The 14134-nt window shown below is 47.4% G+C and carries 14 protein-coding genes; 3 read left to right on the forward strand and 11 right to left on the reverse strand.

The window, feature by feature from the left end:
* Positions 1–13: 13 nt before the first annotated feature.
* From ICL80_RS12745 to ICL80_RS12755, 3 genes are read right to left on the reverse strand one after another with little or no spacing between them, the layout of a single operon-like run.
* Positions 14–2014: an acetyl/propionyl/methylcrotonyl-CoA carboxylase subunit alpha gene (locus ICL80_RS12745; protein WP_194212865.1), complete on the reverse strand. Its 2001-nt coding sequence runs from the start codon at positions 2012–2014 to the stop codon at positions 14–16.
* Complete coding sequence (locus tag ICL80_RS12750) at positions 2011–2805, reverse strand: enoyl-CoA hydratase/isomerase family protein (RefSeq protein WP_194212866.1); 795 nt, start codon at positions 2803–2805, stop codon at positions 2011–2013. The genes ICL80_RS12745 and ICL80_RS12750 overlap by 4 nt, the downstream gene beginning before the upstream one ends.
* Before the next feature lie 10 nt (positions 2806–2815).
* Positions 2816–4423, reverse strand: coding sequence for a carboxyl transferase domain-containing protein (locus tag ICL80_RS12755; protein ID WP_194212868.1), 1608 nt, complete (start codon positions 4421–4423; stop codon positions 2816–2818).
* A 119-nt stretch (positions 4424–4542) separates the two neighbouring features.
* Between ICL80_RS12755 and ICL80_RS12760 the strand changes: the two genes are divergently transcribed.
* Both ICL80_RS12760 and ICL80_RS12765 read left to right on the forward strand, forming a co-directional pair.
* On the forward strand, positions 4543–5433 hold the full coding sequence (locus ICL80_RS12760; protein ID WP_228073508.1) for a LysR family transcriptional regulator: 891 nt from the start codon (positions 4543–4545) through the stop codon (positions 5431–5433).
* 27 nt (positions 5434–5460) lie between these two features.
* Positions 5461–6024: an isochorismatase family protein gene (locus tag ICL80_RS12765; protein ID WP_194212871.1), complete on the forward strand. Its 564-nt coding sequence runs from the start codon at positions 5461–5463 to the stop codon at positions 6022–6024.
* Between the two features lie 64 nt (positions 6025–6088).
* On the opposite strand, the gene ICL80_RS12770 is transcribed toward ICL80_RS12765, so the two are convergent.
* Positions 6089–6850: an SDR family NAD(P)-dependent oxidoreductase gene (locus ICL80_RS12770; protein WP_194212873.1), complete on the reverse strand. Its 762-nt coding sequence runs from the start codon at positions 6848–6850 to the stop codon at positions 6089–6091.
* 273 nt (positions 6851–7123) lie between these two features.
* On the opposite strand from ICL80_RS12770, the gene ICL80_RS12775 reads away from it, so the two are divergent.
* Positions 7124–7594: an Lrp/AsnC family transcriptional regulator gene (locus tag ICL80_RS12775; RefSeq protein ID WP_194212875.1), complete on the forward strand. Its 471-nt coding sequence runs from the start codon at positions 7124–7126 to the stop codon at positions 7592–7594.
* Positions 7595–7633: 39 nt separating this feature from the next.
* On the opposite strand, the gene kynA is transcribed toward ICL80_RS12775, so the two are convergent.
* From kynA to ICL80_RS12810, 7 genes are read right to left on the reverse strand one after another with little or no spacing between them, the layout of a single operon-like run.
* Positions 7634–8470: a tryptophan 2,3-dioxygenase gene (kynA, locus tag ICL80_RS12780; protein ID WP_194212877.1), complete on the reverse strand. Its 837-nt coding sequence runs from the start codon at positions 8468–8470 to the stop codon at positions 7634–7636.
* Positions 8467–9708 (reverse strand): kynureninase, encoded by a 1242-nt coding sequence (kynU, locus tag ICL80_RS12785; protein ID WP_194212878.1) that lies wholly within the window; start codon positions 9706–9708, stop codon positions 8467–8469. Before kynU ends, kynA begins: the two co-directional genes overlap by 4 nt.
* Entirely contained in the window at positions 9708–10112 is a 405-nt protein-coding gene (locus tag ICL80_RS12790; protein WP_228073510.1) for a RidA family protein, read from the reverse strand. The genes kynU and ICL80_RS12790 overlap by 1 nt, the downstream gene beginning before the upstream one ends.
* A 15-nt stretch (positions 10113–10127) precedes the next feature.
* Positions 10128–10544, reverse strand: coding sequence for an acyl-CoA thioesterase (locus tag ICL80_RS12795; RefSeq protein WP_194212879.1), 417 nt, complete (start codon positions 10542–10544; stop codon positions 10128–10130).
* Positions 10541–12166, reverse strand: a complete 1626-nt coding sequence (locus ICL80_RS12800) for an AMP-binding protein (RefSeq protein WP_194212880.1) — start codon at positions 12164–12166, stop codon at positions 10541–10543. The genes ICL80_RS12795 and ICL80_RS12800 overlap by 4 nt, the downstream gene beginning before the upstream one ends.
* A 13-nt stretch (positions 12167–12179) precedes the next feature.
* Positions 12180–13325, reverse strand: coding sequence for an acyl-CoA dehydrogenase family protein (locus tag ICL80_RS12805; protein WP_194212881.1), 1146 nt, complete (start codon positions 13323–13325; stop codon positions 12180–12182).
* A gap of 1 nt (position 13326) precedes the next feature.
* Complete coding sequence (locus tag ICL80_RS12810; protein ID WP_265588760.1) at positions 13327–14130, reverse strand: enoyl-CoA hydratase family protein; 804 nt, start codon at positions 14128–14130, stop codon at positions 13327–13329.
* Positions 14131–14134 lie beyond the last annotated feature (4 nt).

Genomic DNA, 14134 nt, shown 5'->3' on the forward strand with positions numbered 1-14134 from the left:
AGATTAGGGTGAATCATGATGCGTCTTCGATTGTCAGGAGGATAGCGCCTCCTGAAATCTGATCGCCGGATTTCAGGTTAAGATTTGCGACCAAACCATCTCGCGGTGCGACAATAGTTTGTTCCATTTTCATAGCTTCAAGAACGAGAAGTGCCTGACCTTTTGAAACCAGGTCGCCGTTCGAGGCTTTAACATCTAGAATTTTACCCGGCATCGGTGACAAGACCGTACCAGGACCATCAGCATCATTATCGCTCCCCGCGTCATAGGTGCGGCGCTTGAGGGTAAGGCTTGTATCTGCGGTAATGAGCGTGACATGGCCCGTACCAGCATCAACAAAAACGCTGTTCCGTTGTCCGTCTAATACATAGCGAAGGCGGTTATCACCATAGCTAACAATATCAGCAACAAATGATTGATCGCCTATAGTGGCTTTATACTGCCGGTTGTCTTTTTGCAGCACAACCTTAAGGCTTTCGCCTTCGGCTGCTTCAAACCAGAAGGGCTCTTCATTTGATAGGTTCATGCGGAAAGTATCATTGACGTCCCAAGGGTCAGCGCCATTTTGGCGGCTTGCGGCAAGGGCAAAAACCGCGACGGCATAATCTCTGGCACATGGCACAGGCTCTGCCAGAAGTGTGCCACTGTGTGTGCCAATAAACCCTGTGTGCACATCACCGTCCTGAAACCCTTTATGAGCCAGTAAACGCATTAGAAAGTCACGGTTGGTAGCAAGCCCTGTAATAGGCGTTTCCTGTACCAGTGCAATAAGAGCCGCAATAGCGCTCTCTCTGTCTTCCCCTTTTGCGATCAGCTTCGCGATCATCGGGTCATAGTATATGGTAACAGCGTCTCCAGCTTTCACACCTGCATCAATACGCTGGTTTGAACTAGTCGGCGCATCAGGGTTGAACAAAGCAATAGTACCCGTTGAAGGCATAAAATCGTGGTACGGATCTTCGGCATACAGCCGCACTTCCACCGCATGGCCGGTTACAGCCGCATTAACACCCTTTTGATCAAGCGGTAGTGGCTTACCTTCTGCAACATACAGTTGCCATTCCACCAAATCCTGGCCGGTTATCATTTCGGTTACAGGGTGCTCCACCTGTAATCGTGTATTCATTTCCATGAAATAGAAAGGGGCGTCTTGAAGGCCGTTTTCGACATCCACTATAAATTCAACAGTACCCGCACCTTCATAGCCAATAGCTTCCGCAGCTTTAACCGCTGCACTGCCCATTGCAGCGCGCATTTCCGCAGTCATGCCGGGGGCTGGCGCTTCCTCGATAACCTTTTGGTGTCTGCGCTGTAGGGAACAATCGCGTTCAAACAAATGAACTGTGTGGCCACTTCTATCTGCAAACACTTGAATTTCAATATGGCGTGGCTTTTGAATATATTTTTCGATCAAAAGGGTATCATTGCTAAACGAGTTTTTACCCTCGCGCCGCGCGCCTTCAATCGCCGCAACCAGTTCGCTTTCCTGCATGACCGTGCGCATACCCTTACCGCCGCCACCAGCCACCGCCTTAATGAGTACAGGAAAACCAATTTCCCTAGCCGCTTTTGAAAGCGTTTCAACAGACTGATCATCGCCGTGATAACCGGGAACTACAGGCACATTCGCATCTTCCATCAGCTTTTTAGCGGCACCTTTAAGTGCCATAGCACGCATCGCATCCGCTGAGGGTCCCACAAAGATAATACCGTTTTGAGCACAACTTTCAGCAAAACCGGGGTTTTCGGAAAGGAACCCATAACCCGGGTGAATAGCGTCAGCGCCCGTAAGTTTGGCTGCCGCCAGAATTTTATCCGCACACAGATAGCTGTCTGTAGCAGCGGCGCCGCCAATATGCACAGCATCATCTGCCATCTGTGTATGCATGCTCCGCGCGTCCGCATCGGAATAAACGGCAACGGTTCGAATCCCCAAACGCTTGCAGGTTTTCATAATTCGGCAGGCAATTTCACCGCGGTTTGCAATGAGAAGTGTTTGTATACGGTTACTCATGACTTCACACTCCATGCTGCAGGGCGCTTTTCTAAAAAGGCCGTTACACCTTCACGGCCCTCTGTACTGGCGCGGCGGGCGGCAATACGGCGGGCTGTTTCAGTTGTAAGATCCTCCGTTATTTTTTCGCCGCTCACATCACGGATCAAGGCTTTTGCTTCCTGTTGGGCCATAGGTGCACCCGCGAGAATGTGTTTGATCACTTTACTCGAGAGGCAACTTGCCTCCTGTAGTGACGGTGCGATTTCATGGACAAGGCCAATACGGCGGGCTTCTTCGGCACCAAAGCGCTCAGCCGTTAAAAAGTAACGTCTTGCGGCACGCTGACCAATAGCTGCTACAACATACGGTGAAATAGTGGCTGGCGTTAAACCAAGCCGCACTTCAGACAAAGCAAAACTTGCGCTTTCAACTGCTATCACAATATCACAGCATGCCACGAGCCCAACACCGCCGCCGTATGCAGCGCCGTTCACTATTGCTATAGTTGGTTTTGGGCATGTATCGAGAGTTCCCAACATACCGGAAAGCTGCTTGGCATCACGCATATTCTGTTCTGCACTGTAATTCGCTGCCGCCTTCATCCAGTTAAGGTCTGCACCAGCAGAAAAGTTTTTGCCCGCCCCTGTTAGAATAATTGCTCTCACATCAGGGTTAGTACCAAGCGTGGTAAAGCTGTTATTCAGTTCCCATATCAGATCATCATTAAACGCGTTGTGCACATCAGGCCGAGACAGAGTCACAGTTGCTACACCGTCATCATCAATTGTGCTTATAAGAGTGTCTACCATAGCTTACTCCTTACATCCGGAACACGCCGAAGCGTGTTGGCTCTATGGGGGCATTCATGCTGGCAGATAAGCCTAGGCCAAGCACACGGCGGGTATCGGCAGGGTCAATTACTCCATCATCCCAAAGGCGGGCACTGGCATAATAAGGGTGCCCTTGATGTTCATACATATCGCGTATTGGTTTCCTGAAGGCCTCTTCTTCTTCCGCGGGCCAATTTTCACCGCGAGCTTCCATACCGTCGCGTTTAACCGTCGCCAGTACAGTTGCGGCTTGCTCACCGCCCATCACAGAAATCCGTGCATTAGGCCACATCCACAGGAAACGCGGCTGATAAGCGCGACCACACATGCCATAGTTACCTGCACCAAAACTACCCCCAATCAGGATGGTAAACTTGGGCACATTGGCAGAAGCCACAGCCGTTACCATTTTGGCACCGTCGCGGGCAATACCACCATTTTCGTATTTTTGACCGACCATAAAACCAGTGATATTTTGCAAGAACACAAGCGGAATACCACGCTGTGCACACAGTTCTACAAAGTGCGCGCCTTTAAGGGCACTTTCTGAAAACAACACCCCGTTGTTGGCAACAATCCCAACCGGATAACCATAAATATGGGCAAAGCCACACACCAGCGTTTCGCCGTACAGCTTTTTAAACTCGTCAAACTCAGAGCCATCAACAATGCGCGCGATTACTTCGCGTACATCGTAAGGTTGCCGGGTATCCTTTGGGATAACACCGTATATTTCACGCGTATCATAAAGTGGTTCTTTGACAGGCTTTAGAGTAACCTGCACATCTTTGCGGCGGTTCAGGTTAGCAACTATAGAGCGCGCAAGACCCAGCGCGTGATGGTCATCCCGTGCCAAATGATCAACCACACCGGAGGTGCGAGCATGCACATCACCGCCGCCCAAATCTTCTGCTGAGACAATCTCACCTGTCGCAGCCTTTACAAGCGGCGGACCACCAAGGAAAATCGTGCCTTGATTTTGAACAATGATACTTTCATCAGACATGGCAGGCACATAAGCTCCACCAGCTGTACAACTACCCATCACAACAGCAATTTGAGGGATACCAACAGCAGACATATTAGCTTGATTATAGAAAATGCGGCCAAAATGGTCCCGATCTGGAAAAACCTCATCCTGATTAGGAAGGTTGGCACCGCCACTATCGACCAGATACACACAAGGCAAATGGTTTTCCCGTGCTATTTCCTGTGCTCGCAAGTGTTTTTTAACCGTAATCGGGTAGTAGGTACCGCCTTTTACTGTCGCATCATTGCAAACAATCATGCACTCTGTGCCTTCAACCCTACCAATACCTGCAATCACACCGCCTGCAGGAATGTCAGCATCATACATGCCGTAACCTGCAAGCTGAGAAAGCTCCATAAAAGGACTACTTTCATCCAGAAGTGCATTTACGCGCTCACGCGGCAACAACTTACCACGAGCTAAATGCTTTTCGCGGGCACGCTCTGGCCCACCCAAGCTAATTGTGGATATCTTTTCATTCAGGTCGTTAACCTGAGTTTGCATATGGTCAAAATTGCGGTCAAAGTCCGCACCACCAACTTGAATGGTAGACTGTATTACGGCCATGTAGAAAACTTCCCCTTAAGCACAAAACAAACGTGCTTGTTCCTTCTTGTCTGGTACTATAGAGAAAGCCGTGGTATTGGTAAAATTGAAGAAAAAAATAGAATTGATAGATATTGTCTATGATGGATTTATATTTACTGCGTTACTTTCTAGCTGTTGTGGAAACTGGCAGCTTTACTCGTGCCGCTGACAGAGTGTTTGTCACACAGCCAACCCTATCTGCTGGTATTAAAAAGCTGGAAGCCCAAGTAGGCCAAGCGCTTTTTGAACGAACGAACAGACGCGTATTTCTGACAGATGCCGGCACTCGTTTCCTGCCACGCGCAAAAGCCATTCTCCATGAATGCAATATGGCCATACAAGCTCTTGACGAGGTTGCTAGTGCCCCGGTGTTACGTATTGGCATTCTTACTACACTTTCCAACCGCGCTGTTGGCAACCTGCTGGCTGATTTCAGGAAAATAGATTCTAAAATCACTATCGAAGTATATGACGGCACCGAACAAGAGCTGACCAACCGGTTAGAAGACAGAAGCCTTGATTATGCGCTTTCCATTCATAGGGGTGAAGATGAAAGCAAGGCCCTGCCTCTTTTTGACGAAGCCTATAAGTTTATTTTGCCCAAAGACCATGCCCTTACGTCCAGAACTGCAGTTTCAGCAATAGACCTTGTTGAAGTATACATGATTGTTCGTAGCAGATGCGAGGTATTATCAGAGACCAGCCGGTATTTCACAGACAAAAACATCCGTCCAAGACTAGTGTATAGAACCCCCAATGACAGCCGAGCAATTGCAATGGTCGCCGCGGGTATAGGCGGCACTCTAGTTCCCGAAAGCCTTTTGAATGAAAATGTAAAAGCTGTCACCCTAACTGGCTTCGATTACCGCCGACGCCTTGCGCTTTTTAAACCACGCTATCAGTTGCCAAAAAGCCTGCACCCTGTAGCAGAGTGTTTTGAAAACCATGTCCTGCAATCATGGGGCGAAAAAACCAAAGCATTGGATTAAAACAGGCATTTAAGGGGAGATCATACTTTGACCAGCTTGCTTCATAAAAAAACATCGCACCTGCTTGTAATTGACATACAGCAAAACCTTCTTCCCCTTATTCCTACTATCAACACTGTGCAAAGCACATGTCTCAGGCTACTTCAAATTGCACAGCAACTCCATGTAAGCAAAACGCTGAGTGAGCATTATGTTAAAGGCTTGGGGCCTACTCCCCCTATCTTACGCGAACACTTTGAAGCAAAAGACACCTTCGAAAAGGTTCACTTTTCTTGTGTAGCCGATCAAGCGCTGAACCACCGCTTTATCTCTATCAAAAACCAAGGCATTAATCAGATTGTGCTCTGCGGACTTGAAACACATGTTTGCATATTGCAAACAGCTTTTGGCCTTGTAGATATGGGGTTTGATATTTTTGTTGTCGCAGATGCTACCGCTGCTCGTACTGAAGAAAAATCTCGCATCGGTTTAGCGAGGTTACACCAAAAAGGCATTACTATTGTTGATAGTGACATGGTGCTCTTTGAATGGCTTGAACAGGCTGGCACAGCAGACTTCAAAGCCGCTCTCCCTCTTATAAAATCATCCTGACATACAAAAAACCCCGGTAAAAACCGGGGTTTTAAACATCTCATAGAATAGATTGCTGTACTGACTAGCGCGGCGCCATCCGTATAGCGCCGTCAAGACGGATTGTCTCGCCGTTCAGCATTGGGTTGTCAATGATGCTCATTGCAAGCAGCGCATATTCCTCTGGTTTACCCATACGGCTAGGGAAAGGCACCTGGCTACCGAGGGATTCTTGAAGTTCAGGGCTCATACCAGCGAGCATTGGTGTCCAGAAAATGCCGGGTGCAATAGCACAGACACGAATACCAAACTGTGCCAAATCACGCGCAACCGGCAGCATAATACCAGCAATCGCTGCCTTAGAGGCAGAGTAAGCAGCCTGGCCAATCTGACCGTCAAACGCCGCTACACTTGCTGTATTTACAATAACGCCACGTTCTTCACCAACAGGCTCCGCAGTGCTAAGGCGCGCCGCGAATTTTGACAGCACATTATAACTGCCAATCAAGTTCACATCTATAACCTTACGAAACTGGTCCATAGGAAAAGGCTTGGCTTCCCGGCCTACAGTTTTAGCCCCCATCACAATACCCGCGCAGTTCACAAGAATGCGGCTAGTACCGTGCGCGGCTTCGGCAGCATCAAGGCCGGCAATGACGCTTTCTTCGTTTGTTACATCAACTTTAACAAATTTGCCGCCAATTTTCTTGGCCTGAGCAAGACCAGCTTCTTCGTTAACGTCAAAGATAGTTACTTTTGCTCCAGCCGCAGCAAGTGCCTCTGCTGTTGCCCCACCAAGGCCAGATGACCCCCCTGTTACAACTGCCCCTAAACCTGTTACTTTCACGGATATTACCTTTCTTTTTGTCGCGGTATTTTCATGACACCGTTTTTCTTCAGAAGTGGGAGGAAACTATCCTCTTATTTTATACAGGCACGTTCCTATCACATTCTGCGGCATGCAATAAAGCGTGTTCGTAAAACAGAGCAGTGATTTTACGACAAGACCATAAATCTATTATATTTATACTTAATAATAAAAAATACAGTATTATTTATACAAGAATTTGATATTATAATCATAACAAGCATAGCTCATACGTTTTTCAGGACCACCCAAATGGCAGAACTCGACAAACTGGACCGCAAAATCCTTTCCCTCATTCAATCAGATGCAAGCCTTACCGCATCAGAAATTGCAGAAAGGATCAATCTGTCGCAGCCACCTTGCTGGCGGCGTATTAAGCGCCTTGAGGATGAAGGCTATATAAACCGTAGAGTTGGCATTCTTGATCGTAGAAAACTGGGTTTTAATGTTGTGATCTATACTGAGGTGAAATTAAGTGCAAATGGCAGGCAAGGCGTAGGCGATTTTGAAGATAAAATACGCTCATTCCCAGAAGTAACAGAATGTTACGTAATGATGGGCCGTACTGATTTTTTACTGCGTATTGTCACAAAAGATATTGATTCCTACGAAGAATTTTTCAGAGAGCATCTTTCGCAGCTTCCCGGTGTTCTTGATATCAATTCAAGCGTTGCCCTTACAGAGGTAAAATACACCACAGAAATACCGCTTAAAGTCATTTAGCGAATAAGCTTCAGGCCGGTTTTACCCGGCCAGGCTGATTTAAAGCGACGTCCGGATGTTCCACAGCTCAGGGAACAGGACGACAGAGAGCATTTTTTGTAAATATGCCACACCCGATGTCCCCCCCGTGCCACGCTTAAAACCCATAACACGTTCAACAGTGGTTACATGGTTAAAGCGCCACCGCCGAAAATAGTCTTCGAAATCAACCAACTTTTCCGCAAGCTCGTAAAGGTCCCAATACTCTTCTGGTTTTGCATAAACAGTAAGCCATGCCTTAGCAACACTGTCATTCGCTTCATAAGCGCCAGACCAGTCCCGCGAGAGCATTTTATCATCAATATCAAAACCGCGCCGTTTCAGTAGCAGCAGCACCTCGTCGTATATGCTTGGCTCGTTCAATAGTATTTCAAGATAGGTATAAATAGTCTCTGTATGAGCATGTGGCTGCAACATCGCTGCATTTTTATTACCCGCAACATATTCAATTGCCCGATATTGATACGACTGAAAGCCGGATGATTTACCCAGTGAATCACGAAAGGTTGTATACTCGCTTGGTGTCATTGTGCGCAGCACATCCCACGCAGAATTTAACTGCTCAAAAATACGCGCCACCCTTGTCAGCATCTTAAAACATGGCTGTAGCTTGTCTGCCTGAATAGCTTTTTTGGCAGCCTTCATTTCATGCAAGGCCAGCTTCATCCACAATTCCGATGTTTGATGCTGGATAATAAACAGCACTTCGTCGTGGGCATCTGAAAGAGGTCCCTGTGCCTCTAGGATTTTAGAAAGCTGTAGATAATCACCGTACGACATTTTGTCTTCAAATGTCATATGTGCCCCTTCTTCGCCTGGGTTATATGCTTTTGTCACGTTACTTTCTCCTGCACCCTGTAGATGGGCTTACACCATTCTTTCGTTTTCAATATCATCTCAAGCGTCTCTGCGGCCTTGGCTACATCGTGGTACCCAACATAAAGGGGGGTAAAGCCAAACCGAATGATATCCGGTGCACGAAAGTCTCCTATTACACCGTGGGCAATCAAGGCCTGCATGACTGCGTAGCCGTCTGCACAGCGGAAAGATATCTGACTGCCGCGTTCAGCAGCATTCCGGGGGCTAACAAGCTCAAGGCCCAACCCAACACACCGTTCCTCAACTTCAGCAATAAATAATTCTGAAAGAGCGATAGACTTTTCACGAACTTGCCGCATGTCTACATCTGCCCATGCATCTAGCGCAGCATCTAACGCAGACAAGGCAAGCACTGGCGGCGTGCCCGCTGCCATGCGCCTAATACCCTCTGCTGGTATATAGGCAAGATCAAAAGCAAAAGGCTTTTCATGCCCCATCCAACCGGTCAATACTGGCTTAACCTGTTTTTGGTGCTTTGGCGCAACATAAATAAAGGCAGGCGACCCTGGCCCCCCATTCAAATATTTATAGCTACACCCAACAGCCAAATCAGCGCCAACACCTGTCAGGTCTATTTCCAAAGCCCCCGCTGAATGACACAAATCCCACACAGCAATTGCACCTGCATCATGGGCGCGGGCTGTTAGAGCTGCCATATCATGCTTTCTGCCAGTACGGTAATCTACCTCTGTTATCAGGGTTGCCGCGATAGTTTCATCAATTGCATCATATACTTCATCGGGTGCGACAATCTTGAGGCTATAGCCTTCACCCATCTGGGCCACAACGCTTTGAGTAATATAGAGATCTGTTGGGAAATTGCCGCTATCGGATAGAATAACCCTGCGTTCCGGGTTGAGAGAAAAAGCCGCAAATACCGCTTTAGCAACATTCAGACTGGTCGAATCTGCAGCCAATACCGAGCCTGCTTCTGCCCCAATTAACCGGGCAATCTTATTGCCAACAGTAATAGGCAGATCAATCCACTCATGTTTGTTCCAGCCCCGAATTAGGCTGACGCCCCATTCTTCCTCAACTGTTTTTTGCACCCTTTGCTTCACGGCACTAGGTAAAACACCAAGCGAATTACCATCAAGATATATCACGCCGTCAGGGAGCGAAAATTCTGCTCGTTTATGCCTTAAAGGGTCAGTTGTATCGAGGCGCTCCAGTGCGATATCAGATATAGTTGGCATCAAAAATCACCTTTAATAACAGCGGTCGCTTCTATTTCAATTTTTGCAGCGTCTTCTATCAGATCAGCTACTTGCACAACAGACATTGCCGGATAGTGCGCACCAAAAATCGACCGATAAATACGGCCAATTTCTTTAAGGTTTGCAAGATATTCGCTCTTATCAGTAATGAACCATGTAAGGCGCACCAAATCTTTTGGGGCAGCACCTGCTTCACTCAATAAAACTGCAATATTGTTTAAAGTCTGCTCAAACTGTTCGGCAAAGGTCTGGGCTTCAAAAACCTGATTTTCATTCCAGCCAATCTGCCCCCCCAGAAATATCATCGTGCCAGAAGCAACCATGCCATTTGAGTAACCAATGGGCTGCTTCCAACCATCAGGGAGCAAATGCATATGTGTCATTAACTTTTCCTATCTTTAACTATGTACAAGCTGATTTTCGAGGCCTGCGAGCAAATCCTTTGGCCACGGGCTTGTTTTCCCAAGTGCCGCTTTCGCATATACAATTATATGATTGGCCTTAAACCGCATCTCGCCCTTGCATGTGCACTCTATCTGCAACTCAATGCTGGATGTCCCTATTTTCACCAACTGAAGCTTAAGACACAGCATATCGCCAAGTCGGCTTGGGGTTTTGAAATCAATATCAATATGAACTGTTGGAACAGCTTCACCCCTCACAAAGTGAATATCACCGAATGAAAAACCAACACATGTTTCAAACCATTCTTCAATGGTCGCATTAATTATTTCAAAGTAGCGCGGGTAGAAGGCAATCCCTGCCGGATCACAGTGCTGGAAACCAACCTTTTGCTCTCGTATAAAGGCTGTCATGCGCTTTCATCCCTGATAACAAAACGTTTTATTTTCCCCGCAGGGGTTTTGGGCAAAGCATCTCTGAACACAATTGACCGTGGATATTTATAAGGTGCAATTGCTTTTTTGACATGGCTTTGCAGGGCAACACGAAGCTCATCAGATGCTGTATAATTTGCCCGTAAAACTACGTGGGCCTCAACAATTTGGCCGCGTTCATTATCTGGCACACCCACCACCGCACATTCGAGAACTGCAGCATGACCTAGAAGTGCGTCTTCAACTTCTGGGCCAGCAATATTATAGCCCGATGAAATAATCATATCGTCATTGCGCGCAGCAAAATGAAAATAGCCTTCATCGTCCTGAAAAAAGGTATCGCCTGTAATATTCCAGCCACCAGCAACATAAACAGCCTGCCTATCATCAGCTAGATAGCGACACCCTGTTGGCCCACGAACAGCTAGCCTCCCCACCGCGCCGCGCGGTAATTCCTGCATGCAATCATCAACAATTTTGGCTTCATACCCGGTAACGGCCTTACCTGTTACACTTGGTTTTGAATCGTCAAGCCGGTTCGAAATAAAGATATGCAACATCTCCGTAGCACCGATGCCATCCAGCAAGGGTTTACCGGTTTTTTGAGACCACTCATTATAAACTGAAGCAGGTAATGTTTCCCCGGCAGAAACAGCGATACGAAGCGAAGAAAGATCAGCGCCTTTTTCCATAGCAGCCATCATCGCACGGTATGCTGTAGGCGCTGTAAAACAAATTGTAGCGCTGTAGGTTTCAATAATTTCAATAAGCCTTGCTGGGGTGGCATCTTCAAGCAACGTGGCCGTAGCCCCAAAACGAAGCGGGAAAATTGCAAGCCCCCCCAAACCAAAGGTAAAAGCAAGCGGCGGCGACCCTACAAAAATATCATCTGGCGTTACAGCCAGAACTTCTTTTGCATACCCATCGGCAATAATCATAAGGTCACGGTGGAAGTGCATGGTTGCTTTTGGTGCCCCTGTTGTCCCAGAGGTGAAGCCAAGCAGCGCTACATCATCCCGTCCGGTCATGACAGCGTTGAAGGTAACGGGTTTATCAAGCGCAAGCATATCAAGCTCTGCATTAAAATTAGAGGTTCCGTCAAAGGTAATAACCTGTTCAAGGCCGGTTACCTCAAGACATGGCATAATTTCTTCCGTCAAGCGCACATCACAGAGCGCCAGTTTGATCTCGGCCTTATCAATAATTTTATTCAGTTCGTTTGATCGCAGCATCGGCATACTGTTTACAGCAACGGCTCCGGCTTTGGTAACAGCAAGCCATACGGCAACCATTGCAGGGTTATTGCCCGAACGAATTAATATTCGGTTTCCTGGCTGAATACGAAAGTCTTCAACCAACACACGGGCGATACGGTTTGTCCAGTCTGTTAGCTCTTTATAAGTGCGCTTCCTACCATGCCCAATAAGGGCAATATGATCACCAAAACCACGCTCAACCATTTTATCCGTCAACTCAACCCCAGCATTCAAATACTCAGGGTATTGAAAATTTTCATGATCGAGGTTCAACTCTGGCCAATACTCAAACGGTGGTAAATTATCACGCGTAAATGTATCTATATGTGCACTAGGACCTAGCATATTCACCACCCTTTCAATTTGCTATCACACTACGGGCAATAACAACTTTCTGAACATCAGATGCCCCTTCATAAATGCGCAAAGCACGAATTTCACGGTAAAGGGATTCAACAATTGTTCCCCGGCGTACACCGTCTCCTCCGTGTAATTGCACCGCTTGATCAATAACTCTTTGGCCTGCTTCTGTTGCATAAAGCTTCGCCATAGCGGCCTCACGCGTGATACGTACGGCGCCGCTATCTTTTTTCCATGCCGCCCGGTAAACCAGTAATGCTGCTGCGTCTATCTCAAGGGCCATATCAGCAATATGCCCCTGCACCATTTGTAAATCTGCCATCGGGGCATCAAATATTTTACGGCTAGTCACTCGGCTAAGGCTTTCCTCAAGCGCGCGGCGTGCAAAACCAAGCGCCGCAGCACCAACACTTGCCCGAAAAACATCAAGAACTGACATCGCAATTTTAAAGCCCTGCCCCTCTTCACCTATTAGGGCAGATTTTGGCACTTTCACATGATTAAACCTAAGGTGTGCTAATGGATGCGGCGCAACCGCCTCTAGCCGTTCCACAACTTCAAGGCCGGGCGTATCTGCCATCACCATGAAAGCAGAAATACCTTTTGCCCCAGCAATATTTCCTGTCCGGGCAAAGACAGTATAATAATCAGCGATCCCACCGTTTGAAATCCAGGTTTTTTCACCGTTTAGAACATAACAATCACCGCAGTCTTCCGCTGATGTTGCCAACCTCGCCGCATCAGAGCCTGTTTCCGGCTCAGTCAGAGCAAAAGCAGACACCAGCATTCCTGATCGTGTTCCTTTAAGCAGCGTTTGCTGCTCTAGTGTTCCAAATAACGACAGAGCACCTGTCCCTAGCCCCTGCATTGCAAAAGCAAAGTCTGCTAACCCGTCATGACGCGCTAGCGTTTCCCGAATAATACACAAGCTTCGCACATCGATTGCATCACCCGTATCAGGATTTACTGATGTATAGTCTAGCCAGCCCGCCAACCCGAGCAGGCTAACAAGCTCTCTACAGGCACGGTCAACATCACTATGATCGACAGGTAAATTAATCTGCGCCCATGCTTCTAGCTTAGCGGCCAGAGTTCGGTGTTTTTCTTCAAGAAATGGCCACTCAAGGAAAGTTGTATCAGCCATGTCAATCTCCCTCAAAGACAGGTTTTTCTTTGGCTACAAAAGCCTTATAAGCACGCTCAAAGTCTTTTGTTTGCATACAAATCGCCTGTGCTTGCGCCTCTGCCTCAATCGCCTGATCAAGGGTCATGCACCATTCCTGATTCAACTGGGTTTTGGTCATCATGTTCGCAAAGCTAGGGCCGCTCGCTATACGCTCTGCCAAAGAAAGGGCTTCAGCTTCAAGCGTGGCGGCATCAATAATTCTGCTGAAAAACCCCCAGGTACAGCCCTCTTCTGCTGTCATGGTGCGGCCAGTATATAGAAGCTCTGCGGCTCTGCCTTGCCCAATAATTCTGGGTAAAATTGCGCACGCACCCATATCGCAGCCAGCAAGGCCTACACGATTAAAAAGAAAAGCCGTTTTTGCACTATTAGCCGCTAGGCGTATATCAGACGCCATTGCTACAATGGCACCAGCACCAACAGCAATACCTTCTATGGCCGCAATAATAGGCTGCGGCGCATGGATCATGGCTTTTACCAGATCTCCTGTCATGCGGGTGAACTTTAAAAGTTTTGGCATGTCATAAGCAACGAGCGGCGCAATAATATCATGCACGTCACCGCCAGAGCAAAAGTTTCCTTCGTTACTTGCAAACACAAAAGCTTTTATTTCATCGTCATAGACAGCATCTCGAAACATGTCTCTGAGCTCAGCATAGCTTTCAAAGGTAAGCGGGTTTTTCCGGTCAGGATTATTCAACCTAACAACAGCAACCTTGTTATGTATCTCGAGCAGAAAATGTTTTGGGTTACGGTTAATCATAGTC

The sequence above is a fragment of the Kordiimonas pumila genome (assembly GCF_015240255.1).
Taxonomy (GTDB): domain Bacteria; phylum Pseudomonadota; class Alphaproteobacteria; order Sphingomonadales; family Kordiimonadaceae; genus Kordiimonas; species Kordiimonas pumila.

Bases quoted from the DNA above. Each gene is read 5' to 3' on its own strand.
- ICL80_RS12745 (WP_194212865.1), bottom strand. From the start codon at position 2,014: ATGAGTAACCGTATACAAACACTTCTCATTGCAAACCGCGGTGAAATT.
- ICL80_RS12750 (WP_194212866.1), bottom strand. From the start codon at position 2,805: ATGGTAGACACTCTTATAAGCACAATTGATGATGACGGTGTAGCAACT.
- ICL80_RS12755 (WP_194212868.1), bottom strand. From the start codon at position 4,423: ATGGCCGTAATACAGTCTACCATTCAAGTTGGTGGTGCGGACTTTGAC.
- ICL80_RS12760 (WP_228073508.1), top strand. From the start codon at position 4,543: ATGATGGATTTATATTTACTGCGTTACTTTCTAGCTGTTGTGGAAACT.
- ICL80_RS12775 (WP_194212875.1), top strand. From the start codon at position 7,124: ATGGCAGAACTCGACAAACTGGACCGCAAAATCCTTTCCCTCATTCAA.
- kynU (WP_194212878.1), bottom strand. From the start codon at position 9,708: ATGCCAACTATATCTGATATCGCACTGGAGCGCCTCGATACAACTGAC.
- ICL80_RS12790 (WP_228073510.1), bottom strand. From the start codon at position 10,112: ATGACACATATGCATTTGCTCCCTGATGGTTGGAAGCAGCCCATTGGT.
- ICL80_RS12795 (WP_194212879.1), bottom strand. From the start codon at position 10,544: ATGACAGCCTTTATACGAGAGCAAAAGGTTGGTTTCCAGCACTGTGAT.
- ICL80_RS12800 (WP_194212880.1), bottom strand. From the start codon at position 12,166: ATGCTAGGTCCTAGTGCACATATAGATACATTTACGCGTGATAATTTA.
- ICL80_RS12805 (WP_194212881.1), bottom strand. From the start codon at position 13,325: ATGGCTGATACAACTTTCCTTGAGTGGCCATTTCTTGAAGAAAAACAC.
- ICL80_RS12810 (WP_265588760.1), bottom strand. From the start codon at position 14,130: ATGATTAACCGTAACCCAAAACATTTTCTGCTCGAGATACATAACAAG.